The 18,251-nt window shown below is 70.5% G+C and carries 18 protein-coding genes; 11 read left to right on the top strand and 7 right to left on the bottom strand.

Features of this window, described 5'->3' with window-relative positions; translation table 11 throughout:
* Positions 1 to 401 precede the first annotated feature (401 nt).
* The 7 genes from ACFU95_RS00155 (at position 402) to ACFU95_RS00125 (ending at position 8,174) form a co-directional block, all read left to right on the top strand.
* Positions 402 to 1,451: a BMP family protein gene (locus ACFU95_RS00155; RefSeq protein ID WP_383819514.1), complete on the top strand. Its 1,050-nt coding sequence runs from the start codon at positions 402 to 404 to the stop codon at positions 1,449 to 1,451.
* Between the two features lie 172 nt (positions 1,452 to 1,623).
* Positions 1,624 to 3,258, top strand: coding sequence for an ABC transporter ATP-binding protein (locus tag ACFU95_RS00150; protein WP_383820407.1), 1,635 nt, complete (start codon positions 1,624 to 1,626; stop codon positions 3,256 to 3,258).
* Positions 3,258 to 4,379 carry an ABC transporter permease gene (locus tag ACFU95_RS00145; RefSeq protein ID WP_383819512.1) on the top strand — a complete coding sequence of 374 codons (1,122 nt, stop codon included), beginning with the start codon at positions 3,258 to 3,260 and terminating at the stop codon, positions 4,377 to 4,379. Before ACFU95_RS00150 ends, ACFU95_RS00145 begins: the two co-directional genes overlap by 1 nt.
* Positions 4,376 to 5,641 (top strand): ABC transporter permease, encoded by a 1,266-nt coding sequence (locus ACFU95_RS00140; protein WP_383819509.1) that lies wholly within the window; start codon positions 4,376 to 4,378, stop codon positions 5,639 to 5,641. The genes ACFU95_RS00145 and ACFU95_RS00140 overlap by 4 nt, the downstream gene beginning before the upstream one ends.
* On the top strand, positions 5,638 to 6,045 hold the full coding sequence (locus ACFU95_RS00135; RefSeq protein WP_383819507.1) for a cytidine deaminase: 408 nt from the start codon (positions 5,638 to 5,640) through the stop codon (positions 6,043 to 6,045). Before ACFU95_RS00140 ends, ACFU95_RS00135 begins: the two co-directional genes overlap by 4 nt.
* Before the next feature lie 99 nt (positions 6,046 to 6,144).
* Positions 6,145 to 7,422 carry a thymidine phosphorylase gene (locus tag ACFU95_RS00130; protein ID WP_383820404.1) on the top strand — a complete coding sequence of 426 codons (1,278 nt, stop codon included), beginning with the start codon at positions 6,145 to 6,147 and terminating at the stop codon, positions 7,420 to 7,422.
* A 74-nt stretch (positions 7,423 to 7,496) separates the two neighbouring features.
* Complete coding sequence (locus ACFU95_RS00125; RefSeq protein ID WP_383819505.1) at positions 7,497 to 8,174, top strand: Uma2 family endonuclease; 678 nt, start codon at positions 7,497 to 7,499, stop codon at positions 8,172 to 8,174.
* Here the strand turns inward: ACFU95_RS00125 and ACFU95_RS00120 are convergent.
* A complete protein-coding gene (locus tag ACFU95_RS00120) occupies positions 8,078 to 8,998 on the bottom strand; it encodes an AEC family transporter (RefSeq protein ID WP_383819502.1) in 921 nt (306 codons plus the stop codon). The two genes, ACFU95_RS00125 and ACFU95_RS00120, sit on opposite strands and share 97 nt — an antisense overlap.
* 171 nt (positions 8,999 to 9,169) lie before the next feature.
* Here ACFU95_RS00120 and ACFU95_RS00115 point away from each other — a divergent pair, with 171 nt between their 5' ends.
* The gene (locus ACFU95_RS00115; RefSeq protein WP_383820402.1) at positions 9,170 to 9,556 is read left to right on the top strand and encodes an STAS domain-containing protein; all 387 of its coding nucleotides are present in this window, start codon (positions 9,170 to 9,172) and stop codon (positions 9,554 to 9,556) included.
* Here the strand turns inward: ACFU95_RS00115 and ACFU95_RS00110 are convergent.
* The 3 genes from ACFU95_RS00110 to ACFU95_RS00100 form a co-directional block, all read right to left on the bottom strand.
* Positions 9,440 to 10,456 carry a sigma-70 family RNA polymerase sigma factor gene (locus ACFU95_RS00110; protein ID WP_383819500.1) on the bottom strand — a complete coding sequence of 339 codons (1,017 nt, stop codon included), beginning with the start codon at positions 10,454 to 10,456 and terminating at the stop codon, positions 9,440 to 9,442. The two genes, ACFU95_RS00115 and ACFU95_RS00110, sit on opposite strands and share 117 nt — an antisense overlap.
* Before the next feature lie 198 nt (positions 10,457 to 10,654).
* Entirely contained in the window at positions 10,655 to 11,032 is a 378-nt protein-coding gene (locus ACFU95_RS00105) for an ATP-binding protein (RefSeq protein WP_383819497.1), read from the bottom strand.
* Between the two features lie 138 nt (positions 11,033 to 11,170).
* On the bottom strand, positions 11,171 to 12,334 hold the full coding sequence (locus ACFU95_RS00100; RefSeq protein WP_383819495.1) for an adenosine deaminase: 1,164 nt from the start codon (positions 12,332 to 12,334) through the stop codon (positions 11,171 to 11,173).
* A gap of 147 nt (positions 12,335 to 12,481) precedes the next feature.
* Here ACFU95_RS00100 and ACFU95_RS00095 point away from each other — a divergent pair, with 147 nt between their 5' ends.
* Entirely contained in the window at positions 12,482 to 13,243 is a 762-nt protein-coding gene (locus ACFU95_RS00095; RefSeq protein WP_383819492.1) for an alpha/beta hydrolase, read from the top strand.
* Between the two features lie 84 nt (positions 13,244 to 13,327).
* Here ACFU95_RS00095 and ACFU95_RS00090 read toward each other — a convergent pair whose 3' ends face one another.
* On the bottom strand, positions 13,328 to 14,281 hold the full coding sequence (locus tag ACFU95_RS00090; RefSeq protein ID WP_383819489.1) for a LysR substrate-binding domain-containing protein: 954 nt from the start codon (positions 14,279 to 14,281) through the stop codon (positions 13,328 to 13,330).
* A gap of 63 nt (positions 14,282 to 14,344) precedes the next feature.
* On the opposite strand from ACFU95_RS00090, the gene ACFU95_RS00085 reads away from it, so the two are divergent.
* Complete coding sequence (locus ACFU95_RS00085) at positions 14,345 to 15,619, top strand: MFS transporter (RefSeq protein WP_383819487.1); 1,275 nt, start codon at positions 14,345 to 14,347, stop codon at positions 15,617 to 15,619.
* A 122-nt stretch (positions 15,620 to 15,741) separates the two neighbouring features.
* Complete coding sequence (gene dnaN, locus ACFU95_RS00080; RefSeq protein ID WP_383819485.1) at positions 15,742 to 16,944, top strand: DNA polymerase III subunit beta; 1,203 nt, start codon at positions 15,742 to 15,744, stop codon at positions 16,942 to 16,944.
* 81 nt (positions 16,945 to 17,025) lie between these two features.
* Here dnaN and ACFU95_RS00075 read toward each other — a convergent pair whose 3' ends face one another.
* Both ACFU95_RS00075 and ACFU95_RS00070 read right to left on the bottom strand, forming a co-directional pair.
* Positions 17,026 to 17,235, bottom strand: coding sequence for a PspC domain-containing protein (locus tag ACFU95_RS00075; RefSeq protein WP_383819483.1), 210 nt, complete (start codon positions 17,233 to 17,235; stop codon positions 17,026 to 17,028).
* Positions 17,236 to 17,340: 105 nt separating this feature from the next.
* Positions 17,341 to 17,892, bottom strand: coding sequence for a VanZ family protein (locus ACFU95_RS00070; protein WP_383819480.1), 552 nt, complete (start codon positions 17,890 to 17,892; stop codon positions 17,341 to 17,343).
* Between the last annotated feature and the right edge of the window lie 359 nt (positions 17,893 to 18,251).

The raw sequence follows: 18,251 nt of genomic DNA, 5'->3' as shown, positions 1-18,251 counted from the left end.
TGCCCGCCCGCTTGGTCGTTGCCGGACCGCGGCGTCACCCACCGCCACCCTCCCTTTGCTGTCGGCAAGCCCTTGGTCAAGGTCTGACGTGCTGTTGGCCACGGGCGGATAACAAGGTGGACAGAAGGGGTTTTCAGGCTTGTCTACGCGCGTTAATCTGCGACGAAAGCCAGCGCCGTAGCTGCATGCTGTACCGAGCTGTACCGTCCGGCGCTGGGCGAACCCGGAGAAGTGCGGGTGCGCCCCCACGCCGCCCGGCACGCACTCTCGCCGCACCGGCCAAAGGCCCTGGTAGCTCCGCTACGAGGACCTTCGTCCGGCACGCCGAGAGCACGCACCGAACGAACGCGGGAACGCACCCGCACTTCCCCGGCCCCGCCAGTACGACAGGAGCTCTACACATGCGCCGGATTTCCCGGATCACGGTCGCAGGCGCAGCGACCGCCTCTCTGGCCCTCGCGCTCTCCGCCTGCGGCGGCACCTCGACCTCGGCCTCGTCGTCGGATTCGAAGGGCGACAAGGGCCTCGCCATCGCGTACGACGTCGGCGGCAAGGGCGACCAGTCCTTCAACGACGCCGCGTTCGCGGGCCTGGAGCAGGCGAAGAAGGAGTTCCAGTACGAGACGCAGGACGTCGAGCCCACCGAGGGTGAGACGGACGCCGACAAGGAGCAGCGACTGGTGTCGCTGGCCAAGCAGGGCTACAACCCGGTCATCGGCGTCGGCTACGCGTACGCCGCCGCCGTGAAGGGCGCCGCGGAGAAGTTCCCCGACACCACCTTCGGCATCGTGGACGACTCCACCGTCGAGTCGAAGAACGTGGCCGACCTGGTCTTCTCCGAGGAGGAGGCCTCGTACCTGGCCGGTGTCGCCGCCGCCAAGAACACCAAGACGAACACGGTCGGCTTCGTGGGCGGTGTGGACATCCCGCTGATCCACAAGTTCCAGGCGGGCTTCGAGCAGGGCGTCAAGGACACGAACCCGAAGGTCAAGGTCCTGTCGCAGTACCTCACGCAGACCGCGGAGGAGGGCGGCTTCGCCAGCCCCGACAAGGGCAAGTCGGCCGCCGAGGGCCAGATCGAGAAGAAGGCCGACGTCGTCTACGCCGCCGCCGGTCTGTCCGGCCAGGGCGTCATCGAGGCCGCCGCCGCCAACAAGGTGTGGGCCATCGGAGTCGACTCCGACCAGTACAGCCAGGCGGCCCTCGCCAAGTACAAGGACTCGATCCTGACGTCGGCGATGAAGGACGTCGCCAAGGCGGTCTACACGCTGGCGAAGTCGGTCGAGGACGGCAAGCCCGAGACCGGTATCGTTCGTGGCGATCTGAAGACCGGCCAGGTGAGCCTGTCGAACTCCAACCCGAAGTTCGCGGACGACGCCGAGGTCCAGGAAGCCATCAAGACGGCCAAGGAGAAGATCATCAGCGGCGAGATCAAGGTCAAGTCCAGCTGATTGCAGCAACACCCTGAGCAAGCGGTAACCCCGGGGTTACGTCCGCTCAACGGGGTACGGGGAGGCTTTCCATGGGCTTTCCCCGTACCCCGTTGGTCGCGGTGCGTCGGCCCCTGTCAGGCCATAGGGGCGCTACGCGCGTAGACGACCCCCGTCCCCAGGAGAGTGCGCCATCAACGCGTCCAGCAGCCCTCCGGCCGGCGCGGCGGTCAACGGTCAGGCGACCGCCGTCGAACTCGCCGGAATCACCAAGCGATTTCCCGGCGTCGTGGCCAACCACGACATCCACCTGACCGTCCGCAAGGGCACCGTCCACGCCCTCGTCGGCGAGAACGGCGCCGGCAAGTCGACGCTGATGAAGATCCTCTACGGCATGCAGAAGCCGGACGAGGGCACCATCGCGATCGACGGCGACAAGGTCACCTTCTCGTCGCCGGCCGACGCCATCGTGCGCGGCATCGGCATGGTGCACCAGCACTTCATGCTCGCCGACAACCTCACCGTCCTGGAGAACGTCGCCCTGGGCAGCGAGAAGCTGTACGGCATCGGCGCCAAGGCCCGCCGCAAGATCAAGGAGATCTCCGAGCGCTACGGCCTCGGCGTGGAGCCCGACCGCCTGGTCGAGGAGCTCGGTGTCGCCGCCCGCCAGCGCGTGGAGATCCTCAAGGTCCTCTACCGCGGCGCCACCACGCTGATCCTCGACGAGCCCACGGCCGTCCTGGTGCCGCAGGAGGTCGACGCGCTCTTCGACAACCTGCGCGAGCTGAAGGCCGAGGGCCTGTCGGTCATCTTCATCTCCCACAAGCTGGGCGAGGTGCTCTCCGTCGCCGACGAGATCACCGTCATCCGCCGCGGCACCACGGTCGGCACCGCCGTCCCCGCCGAGACGACCCCGCGCCAGCTCGCCGAGATGATGGTCGGCAGCGAGCTGCCGACGCCGGAGACCGCCGAGTCCACGGTCACCGACCGCCCCGTCATCACGGTGGAGAAGCTGCGCCTGGAGACGGCCGGCGGCAAGGCCCTGCTCGACGACATCACCTTCACCATCCACGCGGGCGAGGTCCTGGGCATCGCCGGCGTCGAGGGCAACGGCCAGACCGAGCTGGTCGACGCGCTCATCGGCCTCAAGAGCGCCGACTCCGGCACGATCTCCCTGATCGACGACGAGATCACCGGCTGGACCACCCGCAAGCGCCGCGAGCAGGGCATCGGCTACATCCCCGAGGACCGCCACCGGCACGGCCTGCTCCTGGAGGCCCCCCTCTGGGAGAACCGCATCCTCGGCCACGTCACCGAGAAGCCCCTCGCCAAGGGCGTCTGGCTGGACCCGAAGGCGGCCCAGGAGGACACCCGGCGGATCGTGACGGAGTACGACGTCCGCACCCCCGGCATCGACGTCACCGCCGCCTCCCTGTCCGGCGGCAACCAGCAGAAGCTGATCGTCGGCCGCGAGATGAGCCACAAGCCGCGCTTCCTGATCGCCGCGCACCCCACCCGTGGTGTGGACGTCGGCGCGCAGGCCGCGATCTGGGACCACATCCGCGAGGCCCGCCGCGAGGGCCTGGCCGTGCTGCTGATCTCCGCCGACCTGGACGAGCTGATCGGCCTGTCCGACACCCTCCGGGTGATCTACAACGGAAAGCTGGTCGCGGACGCCGACCCCGCCACCATCACGCCGGAGGAGCTGGGCTCGGCCATGACCGGTGCCGCGACCGGTCACCTGGAACACGACGAGAACGCCGAGCCCGGCGCAGACACCCCCGAGATCCGCAAGTCTCCCGAGGCTCCGGAAGACGAGGCCCGCTGATGAAGAAGTTCGACAAGGAGCGTGTGCTCCTCGCGGTGGCCGGACCGGTCATCGCGCTCGCCGTGGCCTTCGTGCTCAGCGCGATCGTGCTGCTCGCCTCGGGCAAGAGTCCGGTCGAGCCGTACACCCTGATGTTCGAGCAGGCATCGTTCTCCGACATCCAGGTCCTGATCATCAACCAGGCCTCGATGTACTACATCGCGGCCCTCGCGGTGGCCATCGGCTTCCGGATGAACCTGTTCAACATCGGCGTCGACGGCCAGTACCAGCTCGCCGCCATGATGGCCGCCATCGTCGGCGCCCACGTGGACCTGCCGGCCGCGATCCAGATCCCGCTGCTGCTCCTCACCGCGGTCTGCACCGGCGCCTTCTGGTCCGGTATCGCCGGTGTCCTCAAGGTCACCCGCGGGGTCAGCGAGGTCGTCGCGACGATCATGCTCAACGCGATCGCGACCTCCGTCATCGCCTACCTGTGGCTGCCGGACGTCTTCGGCGTCAAGGTCGGCAACAACAACACCACCGGCGAGATGCACGAGTCCGGCTGGGTGCCCGGCATCAACATGGGCGACGCCGGCGAGATCTACGGCCTGGTCTTCCTCGCCGTACTCCTCGGCATCGCCTACTGGGTCGTCCTCAACCGCACCCGCTTCGGCTTCGACCTGCGCGCCTCCGGCGCCTCGGAGTCGGCCGCCGCGGCCAGCGGTGTCGACCCCAAGCGCATGGTGCTCACCGCCATGCTGCTCTCCGGCGGTATCGCGGGCCTGGCCGGCCTGCCGATCCTGCTCGGCGACACCCACACGTACAGCCTGAACTTCCCCACCGGCATTGGCTTCCTCGGTATCGGTATCGCCCTGCTCGGCCGCAACAGCCCCGTCGGCATCGCGTTCGCCGCCCTGCTGTGGGCCTGGCTCGACAAGGCGTCGCCCGAGCTGGACTTCCACGGCTACGACAAGGAGATCGCGGTCATCATGCAGGGCCTGATCGTGCTCTCGGTCGTCGTGTCCTACGAGGCCGTACGCGAGTGGGGCCTGCGCCGCCAGCAGCGCCGGGTCGGCGCGGAACTGGCCGCCGGTCACGTCCTCGGCGCCAACAACACCACGAAGGAGGTGGCTGGCCGATGACGACCGCGACCGACGTCAACCAGCCCACGCTGCAGCCCGCGGCACCGACGGGCCGCCGCCTGTCGTGGTCCGTCCTGCTGCTGGTCATCGCCGGAGCCCTGGCGCTGACCTCGATCGTCCGCATCATCACCGGCGCCGACGGCATCACCAACGTCAGCCAGATGTCCACCGCGCTCCAGCTCGCCGTGCCGATCGGCCTCGCCGGTCTCGGCGGTCTGTGGGCCGAGCGGGCGGGCGTCGTCAACATCGGCCTCGAAGGCATGATGATCCTCGGCACCTGGTTCGGCGCCTGGGCCGGATTCCAGTGGGGCCCGTGGACCGGTGTCGTCGTCGGCATCATCGGCGGCTGCATCGGCGGCATCCTGCACGCCATCGCCACCGTCACCTTCCGGGTCAACCACATCGTCTCCGGTGTGGCGATCAACATCCTCGCCCTCGGCATCACCCGCTACCTCGCGCCCCTCGCCTTCGAGGGCCACGCGGGCGGCTCCGCCAAGCAGTCCCCGGCGATCGACTCCCTCGGCCACTTCACGGTGCCGGGCCTGTCCGACGGGCTGCGGGACCTGAACAACCACGGCTGGTTCTTCATCTCCGACATCGCCGGTCTGCTCGGCGGCCTGGTCACCAACGTCTCCTGGCTGACCCTGATCGCCATCGCGCTGATCCCGGCGACCTGGTGGATCCTGTGGCGCACCGCCTTCGGTCTGCGCCTGCGCTCCTGCGGTGAGAACCCGGTCGCGGCCGAGTCCCTCGGCGTGAACGTCTACAAGTACAAGTACATCGCCGTGATCATCTCCGGCGGCCTGGCGGGCCTCGGTGGCGTCTTCCTGTCCATCGTGGCCAACCCCTTCTATCTGGAGGGCCAGGTCAGCGGCCGCGGCTACATCGGTCTCGCGGCGATGATCTTCGGCAACTGGATGCCGGGCGGCCTCGCGCTGGGTGCCGGCCTGTTCGGCTACACCGACAGCCTCAACCTGCGGGGCGGCTCGACGAACGTCCACGCCCTGCTGCTGCTCGGCGCGCTCCTGCTGATCATCGGCGCCATCTGGCTGGTGGTCCGCAAGAAGTACGCCCCGTCGATGATCACCGCGGTGATCGGCGCCCTGGTGTACACCTGGTACGCCACCACCAACGAGGTGCCCAACCAGGTCGTCTCCGCCACGCCGTACGTCGTCACGCTCGTCGTCCTCACCCTGTCCGCGCAACGACTGCGGATGCCGAAGGCGGACGGCCTGCCGTACAAGAAGGGCCAGGGCAAGTGACGTCGGCCGCCTCCCACGACATCGACTGGGACAAGCTGCGCGCGGCGGCCCGGGACGCCATGTCCCGCGCCTACGCCCCGTACTCCGGCTACCCGGTCGGCGTCGCGGCCCTGGTCGACGACGGCCGCACCATCACCGGCTGCAACGTGGAGAACGCGTCGTACGGCGTCGGCCTGTGCGCCGAGTGCGGGCTGGTCTCCGAGCTGCAGAACTCGGGGGGCGGCCGGCTGACGCACTTCACCTGCGTGGACGGCAAGGGCGACATCCTCGTCCCGTGCGGCCGCTGCCGCCAGCTGCTGCACGAGTTCGGCGGCCCGGAACTGCTCCTGGAAACCCCGGCGGGCATTCTGCCGCTCTCGGAGATGCTGCCCCAGGCCTTCGGGCCGGGCCACCTCCGCAAGTAAGTCGTAACTCCCGTGCGGCCCCTCCGAGTTGCTCCACGCGACCGGCTCGGAGGGGCCGTACGACTTCTGGAACCCTCGGAAGGAAGCCAAGCCATGGCCATGGACGCCATCTCCGTCATCCGCACGAAGCGGGACCGCGGTGAGCTCAGCGACGCACAGATCGACTGGGTCATCGACGCGTACACCCGCGGGGAGGTCGCCGACGAGCAGATGTCCGCACTCGCCATGGCGATCCTGCTCAACGGCATGAACCGCCGCGAGATCGCCCGCTGGACCGCCGCGATGATCGCCTCCGGCGAGCGCATGGACTTCTCGTCCCTGTCCCGCCCCACGGCCGACAAGCACTCCACGGGCGGCGTGGGCGACAAGATCACCCTCCCGCTGGCACCCCTGGTCGCGGCCTGCGGTGCGGCCGTCCCCCAGCTGTCCGGCCGCGGCCTCGGCCACACGGGCGGCACCCTCGACAAGCTGGAGTCGATCCCCGGCTGGCGCGCCCTCCTCTCCAACGAGGAGATGCTGAACGTCCTGGACACCACCGGCGCGGTGATCTGCGCGGCGGGCGACGGCCTGGCCCCGGCGGACAAGAAGCTGTACGCGCTGCGGGACGTCACCGGCACGGTCGAGGCGATCCCGCTGATCGCCTCGTCGATCATGTCGAAGAAGATCGCGGAGGGCACCGGCTCGCTGGTCCTGGACGTGAAGGTCGGCACGGGCGCCTTCATGAAGACCATCGAGGACGCGCGGGAGCTGGCGTCCACGATGGTCGGCCTGGGCACCGACCACGGCGTGAAGACGGTCGCGCTGCTCACGGACATGTCCACCCCGCTCGGCCGCACGGCGGGCAACGCCCTGGAGGTCCGCGAGTCGGTCGAGGTCCTGGCGGGCGGCGGACCCGCGGACGTGGTGGAGCTGACGATCGCCCTGGCCAGGGAAATGCTGGAAGCGGCAGGTGTCCGTGACGCCGACCCGGCCAAGGCCCTGGCCGACGGCTCGGCGATGGACGTCTGGCGGCGCATGATCGCGGCCCAGGGCGGCGACCCGGACGCGGAACTGCCGGTCGCCCGCGAGCAGCACGTGATCAAGGCCCCGTCCTCCGGCGTCCTGACCCGCCTCGACGCCTACGACATCGGCGTCGGCGCCTGGCGCCTGGGCGCCGGACGCGCCCGCAAGGAGGACCCGGTGCAGGCGGGCGCCGGCATCGAGCTGCACGCCAAGCCGGGCGACACCGTGACCGAGGGCCAGCCCCTGCTGACCCTGCACACGGACACCCCCGAGCGCTTCGAGTACGCGCTCCAGTCGGTGGAGGGTTCGTACGACATCGCGGCGGCGGGGACGGACTTCACGGCTTCGCCGGTGGTGCTGGAACGTATCGCCTGACCAGGCGGTTTCCCTTACGGGTGAACGGGATCGGTGGACCTCCGCCGGTCCCGTTCGGCATGTTGAATGGCCGCGTGCAGGTGATCGAGGGTGACTACATCGCGGCTGACAACGCGTGGGACGAGATTGCCTGGGTCTGGCAGCGGACCGATGTCCCCAAAGGCTGCAGAACGGAGATCATCGACGGGGTTGTCACAGTGACGCCGCTGCCCTCCGTGGCACACAGCTGCGTCGCGGACCTCGTGCAACACGGTCTGTACGACGTGATCCCGGACGACTGGGGCATCTACCAGTGGCTGGGCTTGGCCGTGCCATCCCGGCTGGGGCTGTACGTGCCGGACCTCGCGGTCGTGCCGGAGCAGGAACTGCGGGTCAGGGATGACGTCTTCGTCCCTGCCGGGAAGGCCGAACTCGTCGTGGAAATCACCTCGAAGGTCACCGCGCGCAACGACCGCGTTCACAAGGCCGCGGGGTACGCCGAGGCGGGGATTCCTCTGTACCTTCTCATCGACTCTCTGGCCCCTGGCGGTGCCACGATCACGCTGTACGGCGAGCCGAAGGGTGACGTCTACCGGGTCCTGCGGGCCTGCGAGTACGGCGCTCCGATCTCTCTGCCGCGGCCGTTCGACATCACCCTCGACTCCGGCGACTTCCCTCAGCCCAACAACGCAGCCACTCCCACCAACACCGGCACCGACAACACCGTCGACAGCAGAATCGAGTCCCGCGCCAGCCGCTCGCCCACCCGGTAGCTCGACGCGTACGTGTACAGGTTCTGCGCGGCAGGCAGCGCCGACGTGACCACCACGTCCAGCAGCGGAGCGCCCCGCAGGCCGAACACGCCCGCCGCCAGCGCCCAGGCCACCGCCGGCTGGCCCACCGACTTGAGCGCGACCGAGAGCAGCACGGGATGCCGGTCCGGGCCCCGGCCGGGCATCGTGCTGCCGCACAGGGAGATGCCGAACGCCAGCAGCACCGCCGGGACCGACATGCCGCCGATCAGGGTCAGCGGGTCCAGGACGGGCGCCGGGATCCGCAGACCCGTCGCCGACACCGCGACGCCCGCCAGTGAGCCCACGGCGATCGGGTTGCGCAGGGGAGTGAGCAGACGGCGCCACAACGGGCCCTTCTCGCCCTCCCCGGACAGGTCGAGGACCGTCAGGGCGATCGGGGTGACGCCGATGAGCTGGAACAGCAGCACCGGTGCCACCAGCGAGGCGTCGCCCAGGACGTACACCGCGATCGGGATGCCGAGGTTGCCGGAGTTGACGTAGCTGGAGCACAGGGCGCCGATCGTGGTGCGGCCCACGCCCCAGCGCCGTACGACACCCACCGCGACGAAGACACCGGCCGCCGCGGCCGTGCTCAGAGCCGTGACCAGGAGGCGGCTGGAGAAGATCACCGAGAGGTCGGTCTGCGCGAGCGTGGTGAACAGCAGCGCCGGGGACGCCACATGGAAGGCCAGTTTGGTGAGGACCTCACGGCCGTGGACACCGAGGTAGCCGCGCAGGCCGATCAGATAGCCCACCCCGATGACGACCGCGATCACCGCGAACCCCGTCAGCACCCCCTGCACGGCGCCTCCATGGCGGGGAGGAAACCGCAGGGTATTCGGGGAGGTGCTGATACGTGGGGCATACAGGCAACCCTCCGGGGAAGGAGGGGAGCGGGTCAACGTGATCTCGGTCGGCGGACACCCCGCGCAAGCGCGATGAGCAGCGGAAACCGGCGCCCGGTGCCCGGCCCGATGAGTTACGCCCGCCCGTCCGGTCTACCGATCGTGGATGCCATGACACCCGCTGTACTCGTGTTGGTCGGCCCCGTCACCCGGGACGAGGTGACAGGGCTGTGCGACGACGTGCGAGCCCGGCTGGAGGCCACCGGGGCGTCCGTCGTGGTGTGCGACGTCGGAGGGCTCGGGCCGCCGGGCCTGAGCGTCGTGGACCTGCTGGCACGGTTGCAGCTCGCCGCCCGGCGGGCCGGGGGCCGGATACGGCTGCGCGACCCGGACCCCGCGCTACACGCCCTCCTCGACCTGGTCGGCCTCCGCTTCGAGGTGGAGGGGAAGGTCGAAGAGCGGGAACCAGCGCTTGGTGTCCAGGAAGCAGTGGAACCCGGTGATGCGGCCCTCTGAGATCTCCAGCACCTGCACCGCCCACGGGGTGAAGCCGCCCGCCTCCGGGTCCGGCTTGTACTGGGCGAAGCCCGGCAGCCCGTTGACCTGGACCGGCACCAGACGCGACCCCGCGCAGGGGGCGCCGAGGGTCGTCATGAAGCCCGTGATGTCCTGGACGCCCGTCAGCCACAGGTCGAACGGCGGCATCGTCATGATGGCGTCCTCGTGCAGCAGGGCCGTGAGCGCCGTCATGTCATAGCCCTCGAAGGCCGCGACATACCGCTCCAGGAGCCTCTGCTGCTCCTCGTCCAGCGGATCCGACGCGGCGGCGTCGGTGCCCGGCCGCTGCTGCTCGGCGAGCGTCGCACGCGCCCGCTGCAGGGCGCTGTTGACCGAGGCGACCGTCGTGCCGAGCAGCTCGGCGACCTCGCTCGCCTTCCAGGCCAGCACCTCACGCAGGATCAGCACCGCCCGCTGCTTGGGCGGCAGCTGCTGGAGGGCCGCCATGAAGGCGAGCCGCACCGACTCCTTGGCGATCGCCGCCTCCGCCGGATCGTCGGTCGTGGGCAGCACCCGGCTGTCCGGCATCGGCTCCAGCCAGGTGTTGTCCGGCCGGGGGGAGAGTGCCGCCTGGGCCAGCGGAGTCGACTCCGTGAGGTCCATGGGCCTGGCCCGTTTGTTGCCCGCGGTCAGCATGTCCAGGCACACGTTCGTCGCGATGCGGTAGAGCCACGACCGGAGACTGGAGCGCCCCTCGAACTTGTCGTAACTGCGCCAGGCGCGCACCATCGTGTCCTGCACCGCGTCCTCGGCCTCGAAGGACGAGCCGAGCATGCGGTAGCAGTACCCGGTCAGTTCGACGCGGTGTTTCTCCAGCCTGACGTCGAGGTCTGTCGTCGTCGCCGTGCCGTCGCTCATCGTCCACCCACCCCTGTGGCCCTGTCCCGTCGTGCGCCTCGTCGCGCCCAACACCTCGGAAGCTACCGCAGCCCACTGACAATGGCCCCCGGAGCGGACAAAGCAGCAGGTCGGAAGGGTCGGCTCGGAACGGGAACGCCGCTGGGGCACACCCGTGTCCAAGGGTGCGCCCCAGCGGCGTGGTGCGGGGGAGGCGGATCAGGCGAGCGGCAGGCCGTTCACCGGCAGGCCCTGGGTGGGCAGGCCCTGCACCGGCAGACCGCCGAGCAGCCCCTCCGCCACGGTGAGCGGGCCCCCGGCCAGCGCCTGCTCCGCAGCCGGCTGCGCGGCGGCGACGCCGGTGGTGAGCGCCTCCTGCCCCTGGGCCAGGCCCGCGCCACCCTGGGCGAGCCCCGCACCGGCGGCGGGCCCGGCCTGCGAGAGGTGCTCGGCCGGGAGCGCACTGGTGACGGTGCCCAGCGCCGCGCCCGCGGCGTCCGGGGCGACCGGAGCGGCGTTCGCGGCACCCGCGCCCGCGGCGGCGAAGGCGGCACCGAGGGCGGCGACACCGAGAGTCTTGGCAGCAGACTGCTTCATGAAAGTAAGTCCTCGAAATTCGTTACGGGGTGGTGAGCGGTTCTCGACCGTAAACACGCCCCGCATGCCACCGCAAACATCGAAATGCGGACGGATTGTGAATGGCGTCCGCATTCCGTGTGCACGGAGGATCCCCAGTCAGCCCTCTTCGGCCTCAGAACCGCTGGTAGAGGTGGTCTGCCGGAACAGCCATTCGGACTTGAGTTCGGCATATCCGGGCTTGATGACGTCATTGATCATCGCGAGTCGTTCATCGAAAGGAATGAACGATGATTTCATCGCATTGACGGAGAACCACTGCATGTCATCGAGCGTGTAGCCGAATGCGTCGACAAGATGCTCGAATTCCCGGCTCATGCTGGTGTGGGACATGAGGCGGTTGTCGGTGTTCACGGTGGCCCGGAAGTGCAGGCGGCGCAGCAGACCGATCGGGTGCGCGGCGTACGAGTCGGCTGCCCCTGTCTGGAGGTTGGAGCTGGGGCACAGCTCCAGCGGGATGCGCTTGTCCCGTACGTACGACGCGAGCCGGCCGAGCTTCACCGAGCCGTCGGCGTGCACCTGGATGTCGTCGATGATGCGCACCCCGTGCCCCAGCCGGTCGGCGCCGCACCACTGGAGGGCCTGCCAGATGGACGGCAGGCCGAACGCCTCGCCCGCGTGGATGGTGAAGTGGTTGTTCTCGCGCTTGAGGTACTCGAAGGCGTCCAGGTGCCGGGTCGGCGGGTGACCGGCCTCGGCGCCCGCGATGTCGAAGCCGACGACGCCCAGATCGCGGTAGCGGTTGGCGAGTTCGGCGATCTCCAGGGCGCGGGCGGCGTGCCGCATCGCGGTGAGCAGGGCGCCCACGCGGATGCGGTGGCCGTTCTCCCGCGCGATCTGCTCGCCCTCCCGGAAGCCCTCGTTGACGGCCTCGACGACCTCTTCGAGGCTGAGCCCGCCCTCGAGGTGCTGTTCCGGCGCGTAGCGCACCTCGGCGTAGACGACACCGTCCTGCGCGAGGTCCTCGGCGCACTCGCGCGCGACCCGCACCAGGGCGTCCCGGGTCTGCATCACGCCGACGGTGTGGGAGAAGGTCTCCAGGTACCGCTCCAGAGAACCGGAGTCGGCGGCCTCGTGGAACCAGAGGCCGAGCTTGTCGGGGTCGGTCTCTGGGAGTTGGGAGTAACCCGCCTCGCGGGCGAGCTCGATGATCGTGCCGGGGCGGAGCCCGCCGTCGAGGTGGTCGTGCAGCAGAACCTTCGGCGCCCGGCGGATCTGGTCCGAGCTCGGGATGTTCGCCTTCTGGGCAGTCTGGCTCGTCATTTCCGCACTCTAACGCCTACGCGCGTAGAGGGCGCGTTCATCGCGGGTTCGCCGCTCGTCTCGATTTTCGCTTTACACATCCGTCGATACGTAACGGTGACCCCACGGACGGGTCGCGTACACCCGCGCTTCTGACACTGTTCTGTCATGGCACAGCAAGCGACGCCGGTGCGCAGGGTCCGGCTGGGCAAGGCGATCGGGCCGGAACCGACGGCGGTGAGCGGAGTGGTCCTTCTGCTTCCCGCAGGTGACGAAGTATCACACCGCAAGCCGGCGACGTTGTTGGCGACGTCCTATGTGCGGACCCTCGGGCGCCGTCTGACGCGGGCGGGGCGGGCGGAGGGTCTGGCCACACATGTCGTCCACTACCGCTATCGCGGGTGGAACGGCAGTGACGCGAACCAGATGAGCGACGCGTTGTGGGCCGCCGACGAGGTCGTACGCCGCTACGGCGACGTCCCCGTGTGCCTCGCCGGGGTCGACATGGGCGGGCGGGCGGCCCTGCGGGCGGGGGGCCACGAGGCCGTCAACTCCGTGCTCGCGATAGCTCCTTGGCTGCCGGAGGAGGACGTGGCGGCATCGCCCGAACCGGTGAGGCAGCTCGGCGGGCGGCGGGTGATGGTCGTGCACGGCACGAACGACGAGCGGACCGATCCCGAGCTGTCGTTCCGGTTGGCGGCGCGGGCCAAGAAGGCGAACCGGGACGTGTGCCGGTTCGAAGTGCACTCCGACCGGCACGGGTTGCAGCAGCATCGGGATGAAGTCCTCGCGCTGGCCGAGGACTTCGTGATGGGGGTGCTGTTCGGGAGGGCGTTCTCCCGGCCGGTCACCGACGCGTTCGCGGCTCCGCCGCCTTTGGGGTTGCGGATGCCGTTGGCTGCGGGGTTCGGTAAGTCGTTGCGGCGGTAGCGTCGTCGAGGTGCTTGTCTCGTCGGCGGGTGCGGGTTGTTTGTGGCTGGTCGCGCAGTTCCCCGCGCCCCTGGGGCGCTGCCCCTAGGCGGGCAACAGGTTGCCCCTTCTCGAGAGCAGGAACTTCTTGAAGGCGGCCACCGGGGGTGTGTCCGGGCGGTCGGCCAGCCAGGCGACGCCGATCTCGCGTGCCGCCCGTGGTGCGGTGACCGTCAGTTCCGCGACCCCCGGGCGGGGTACCGCCGGTGGGGGCAGAAGGGCTACTCCCAGGCCCGCCGCCACCAGGCCCCTCAGGGTCTCCGCCTCCTCGCCCTCGAAGGCGATACGGGGCTTGAAGCCCGCCTCCTGGCAGAGGTCGTCGGTGATGCGGCGCAGGCCGTAGCCGGGCTCCAGGGTCACGAAGATCTCGTCGGCCGCTTCCGCCAGGCGGATGCGTTTGCGGGCGGCCAGCCGGTGGTCGGCGGGGACGACGAGGCGGAGCTTCTGTTCGTCCAGGCGGCGGGCGACCAGGTCGGGGGCGTCCGGGACCGGGGAGGTGAGGCAGAGGTCCAGCTCGCCCGCGCGCAGGCGCTCGATCATCGCCTCGCCGTAGTTCTGGACCAGGCTGAAGCGGACGCGGGGGTGGTCGGCGCGGAAGGCGTGCAGGAGGCCCGGGACCGTTTCGGCGCCCATGGTGTGCAGGAAGCCGAAGGCGACCTTGCCGGTGGCCGGGTCGGCGTCGGCGCGGACCTCGTCGGCGGCGCGCGCGATCTCGGCCAGGGCGCGTTCGGCCGAGGCGAGGAAGGTGCGGCCGGCGGGGGTCAGGGAGACCGTACGGCCGTGGCGGGCGAAGAGATCGACGCCCAGGTCCTGTTCCAGCCGGACCATGGCCCGCGAGAGCGTGGACTGCGGGACCCGCATCTCCTGGGCGGCCCGGGTGACGTGCTCGGTACGGGCGACGCCGGCGAAGTGGGCCAGCCGGGGAGCGAGCAACATCGTCATGTCTTCTGTGTCACTGGACGGTGACAGTCGAGGCTGTGAGCTGTACTGATGCGCCATGGGAACGATTATGGCCAATCCATGCATTGGACGGATCAGTGGGGGTGTACGTAGCTTCGAAGCATGTCTCCCGCCAGTACCGGGGCGTCCACCACCGTGGTCGCCGCACCCGCAGTCCCCGTCGTCGACTCCCGCATGGCCCCGGGCGGCCCCGGCTACCGCCGGATGAGCTTCGCCCTCTTCCTCGCCGGTGTCGCGACCTTCGCACTCCTCTACTCCACGCAGGCCCTTCTGCCGCTGATCTCCGGTGAGTTCGGGGTGGCGGCGAGTGAGGCCAGCTGGACGGTGGCGGCCGCGACGGGCGGTCTGGCGCTGTTCGTGCTCCCCATGAGCGCGCTGTCGGAGCGGTTCGGACGCCGTACGGTCATGACGGCGTCCCTGGCGGTCGCGGTGACCGTCGGGCTGCTGGTCCCCTTCGCCCCCAACCTGACCGGTCTCGTCGTCCTGCGGGCGGTCCAGGGAGCTGCCCTGGCGGGGGTGCCGGCGTCGGCCACGGCCTATCTGGCCGAGGAGGTCCGGCCGAAGGCGCTGGTCACGGCCATCGGCCTGTTCGTCGCGGGCAACAGCGTCGGCGGCATGAGCGGCCGTGTCATCACCGGCTGGGTCGCGCAGGAGTGGGGCTGGCGGGCCGCCATCGGCGTGATCGGCGTGATCGCGGTCGCGTGCGCCGTGGCCTTCCGGCTGCTGCTCCCGGCACCGCGCCACTTCAGGAAGGGCTCGCTGCGGCCGCGCGTGCTCGCGCGTACGGTGCGTGACCACCTCGCCAACCCGCTGCTGTGCCGCCTCTACGCCATCGGCGCCCTGTTCATGACGATCTTCGGCGGCGTGTACACGGTGATCGGCTACCGCCTGACGGAGGCGCCGTTCTCCCTGCCGCAGGGCGTGATCGGCTCGATCTTCCTGGTGTACCTGGTCGGTACGGTCTCGGCCTCGACGGCGGGACGCCTGGTGGGCCGCCTCGGCCGCCGGGGCGCGCTGTACGCGGCGGGCGGCACCACGACCGCGGGCCTGCTGCTGTCCCTGGCGGGGTCGCTCCCGCTGGTCCTGCTCGGCCTGGTCCTGATCACCGGCGGCTTCTTCGCGGGGCACGCGGTGGCGTCCTCGGCGGTCAGCAAGACGGCCACGCGGGGCCGCGCCCAGGCTTCGGCGCTGTACCAGTCCGCCTACTACATCGGCTCCAGCGCGGGCAGCACGGTCGGTGCCGTCGCCTTCCACGCGGGCGGCTGGGCCGGGACGGTCGGGGTCGGCCTGCTGGCGGTGCTCGGCGTCGTGACGATCACCGTGTTCGGGACGCGGGCGGCTCGGCTCCAGCGGCGGCAGCTGGCGACGGCCGCCTGAGCCGGTCGCGGCCGGTCGCGGCCGGTCGTAGGGTTCGTTCCCCCTGGTCGGGGCCGGTTGTCAGTGGCTGCGGATAGCCTCCGCGAGCACTGATGACCGGTGTCCGGGCAGGGGGAATTCTCATGGAGTTCAGGATCGAACGCGCCGCCTTCGCCGAGGCCGTCGGCTGGGCCGGGCGGGCCCTGCCCTCGCGTACGCCGGTGCCTGTGCTGGGCGGGCTGCTGCTGGCGGTGGGGCCGGGGCGGCTCACCGCGTCGGGGTTCGACTTCGAGGCGGCGGCGCGGATCGAGGTGGACGCCGAGACCGGGGCGGCCGGCGAGGTGCTCGTACCGGGGCGTCGGCTGCTGGACATCTGCCGGGTGCTGCCGGACGGGCCGGTGAGCTGCTCCCTGGAGGGCACGCGGTTCACCGTGGCGGCCGGCGGCACCGAGTTCGGGCTGTCCACGCTGCCGCGCGAGGAGTACCCGGCTCTGCCGGCACAGCCCGCGCCCTACGGCAGCGTCGACGCCGCCGCCTTCGCCGCGGCCGTCGGGCAGGTGGCCGTCGCGGCCGGGCGGGACGAGACGCTGCCGGTGCTGACCGGCGTCCAGCTGCGTCTGGACGGCGACTCGATGACGCTGTCGGCGTCGGACCGGTATCGGTACGCGGTGCGGCGGGTGGGGTGGAAGCCGGAGGGGGTGGCCGGGGAGGGGCTTGCCGGCGGTGTCGGCGGTGTCGGCGGTGCTGAGGGCGTCGGCGGTGCTGCGGGTGCCGACGGGGTCGTGGAGGCGCTCGTGCCGGCTCGGCGGTTGCTCGATGCCGCGCGGTCACTGGCGCGGTGCGGGGGCGTGCGGGTCGGGCTGGAGACGGCGGCGGGTGGCGGGCTGATCGGCTTCGAGGGCGGGGGCATGCGGAGCGTCGTGCGGCTGCTGGACGGGCGGCTGCCGGCGTACGGGTCGTTGTTCGACATGGCGGGGGCCGCTGTCGCCGAGGTGGGGTGCGGGGTGTTCACGGAGGCCGTGCGGAGGGTGGCCGTGGTGGCCGAGGCGAGCAGTCCGGTGCGGTTGGACTTCTCGGCCGACGGGTCGGTGCTGCTGCGGGCCGGATACGGGGACGACGTGGCCGCGCAGCGGTTGCCCGCCGTGCTCAGCGGTGCGCAGGAGGTCACCGTGGCGTTCAATCCGGCGTATCTGCTGGATGCGCTGAACTCCTTCGAGGCGGCCCGGTTGCGGCTGGAGATGGTCGGGTCGGGGCAGCGGGTGCTGGTGAGCGGGGTGGAGGAGGGCAGCGGCGGGTCGGTCGGGGCGCATCGGCATCTGCTCATGTCCGTGAAGCAACTGGTCTGAGCTGGGCGGTGGGTAGAGGCACGGGCGGAGACGTGAGTGCGCCCCGCCGGGGGGATGGCGGGGCGCACCGGTTTTCGTGGGTTACCAGGCTGCGCGCGTCCTGTTCGCCTTGTCCTCCGAGGGCAGCAGGATCCAGAGGGCTATGTAGAGGAGGAATTGCGGACCCGGGAGCAGGCAGGAGATCAGGAAGATCACGCGCATGGTCGTCGCGGAGGTGCCGAAGCGCCGTGCCAGCGCGGCGCACACTCCGCCGATCATGCGGCCGTGGGTGGGTCGGGCGAGCGCGGTCATGGTGCGGCTCCTTCGCGAGCGTTGGCCGGCCCCCTTGTGGGGCCTGTTGAGGGGTTCCCTCATCTGCCATCCACGCTACGGCGACGAACCGGGCAAAGCGTCACTCTATGGAGCTATCCCGACCCTGGGAATCGTCGGGGTCCGACCCTGAGAGGGCTCCTCCTGGGGGACGGTCGACCGGTGTGCTCGCTCCGACCTGCGGCGGAGCCAGGCGCGGGCCGCGGGGACGACTGTGGCGTGTGCCAGGGCCACGCCCACCGTGTTCAGCAGGAGTGAGTCGATGTCGACCATCTGGCCCGGTACACCGGTCTGCAACAGCTCGATGCCCAGCGAGATCAGGGCGCCGGCGGCGACCGTACGGACCAGGGAGCCGAGGGGGGAGACGCTGATCCTGCCGTGCGCCATCGGGATCAGCACTCCCAGGGGGGCGAGCAGCGCGAGGCCCTCGACGATGTGCCGGGCGGCCTCCTGCCAGCCCAGCGCCAGGTCGGCTCTGATGCCGGCGAACGGCTGGAGGTTGGGCGGCATCACCCAGGGAACGTCCAGGGGGCGCAGCGTGAGCCAGGCGACGAACGCGAGGTGCGCGACCAGGAGGACACCCCCCGTCGCACGGATGCGGATCACGGCGCTGTCGCCGATGGAGCCTTGACGCTGCACGCCCCCCTAGACGCGCCCCCCGGCAGGATCGGTTCCGGGGTGGGGCGCAATGGGGTGAGGCGTCTGCCACAACTGCCTCCGGCGGTTGGGCGGGGGTGACTGTGACGCTTGTGCTGTCCGGTGCGGGTTCGGGGGTGGATGCCTGCGGCGCCTGTTGCTGTTCGGTGGGGGCTCGTGGAGCGCGGGGGCGGGTGTTCGTGGGTCGGGGCCGCGTCGGGGGGTGTCCGTCCTCGGTCCGGTGCGTTGGGCTTTTGCCAGGAGGTGCCGAGCCTTGACACCGGACTCTGCGGGCGGACACCCCCGACGCGTCCCCTTGCCGCCGTACGCGGCCGCCGGGCCCGTGGGTGGCATGCGCCATC

It is taken from the genome of Streptomyces sp. NPDC057623 (assembly GCF_042800355.1).
Lineage (GTDB): Bacteria > Actinomycetota > Actinomycetes > Streptomycetales > Streptomycetaceae > Streptomyces.
This window is presented reverse-complemented; position numbering and strand designations above follow the sequence as displayed.

Excerpts from the sequence above, each read along its gene's own strand:
- ACFU95_RS00155 (WP_383819514.1), top strand. The coding sequence starts at position 402 with ATGCGCCGGATTTCCCGGATCACGGTCGCAGGCGCAGCGACCGCCTCT.
- ACFU95_RS00145 (WP_383819512.1), top strand. The coding sequence starts at position 3,258 with ATGAAGAAGTTCGACAAGGAGCGTGTGCTCCTCGCGGTGGCCGGACCG.
- ACFU95_RS00140 (WP_383819509.1), top strand. The coding sequence starts at position 4,376 with ATGACGACCGCGACCGACGTCAACCAGCCCACGCTGCAGCCCGCGGCA.
- ACFU95_RS00130 (WP_383820404.1), top strand. The coding sequence starts at position 6,145 with ATGGACGCCATCTCCGTCATCCGCACGAAGCGGGACCGCGGTGAGCTC.
- ACFU95_RS00115 (WP_383820402.1), top strand. The coding sequence starts at position 9,170 with ATGAGTTACGCCCGCCCGTCCGGTCTACCGATCGTGGATGCCATGACA.
- ACFU95_RS00110 (WP_383819500.1), bottom strand. The coding sequence starts at position 10,456 with ATGAGCGACGGCACGGCGACGACGACAGACCTCGACGTCAGGCTGGAG.
- ACFU95_RS00105 (WP_383819497.1), bottom strand. The coding sequence starts at position 11,032 with ATGAAGCAGTCTGCTGCCAAGACTCTCGGTGTCGCCGCCCTCGGTGCC.
- ACFU95_RS00100 (WP_383819495.1), bottom strand. The coding sequence starts at position 12,334 with ATGACGAGCCAGACTGCCCAGAAGGCGAACATCCCGAGCTCGGACCAG.
- ACFU95_RS00095 (WP_383819492.1), top strand. The coding sequence starts at position 12,482 with ATGGCACAGCAAGCGACGCCGGTGCGCAGGGTCCGGCTGGGCAAGGCG.
- ACFU95_RS00090 (WP_383819489.1), bottom strand. The coding sequence starts at position 14,281 with ATGGCGCATCAGTACAGCTCACAGCCTCGACTGTCACCGTCCAGTGAC.
- ACFU95_RS00085 (WP_383819487.1), top strand. The coding sequence starts at position 14,345 with ATGTCTCCCGCCAGTACCGGGGCGTCCACCACCGTGGTCGCCGCACCC.
- dnaN (WP_383819485.1), top strand. The coding sequence starts at position 15,742 with ATGGAGTTCAGGATCGAACGCGCCGCCTTCGCCGAGGCCGTCGGCTGG.
- ACFU95_RS00075 (WP_383819483.1), bottom strand. The coding sequence starts at position 17,235 with ATGACCGCGCTCGCCCGACCCACCCACGGCCGCATGATCGGCGGAGTG.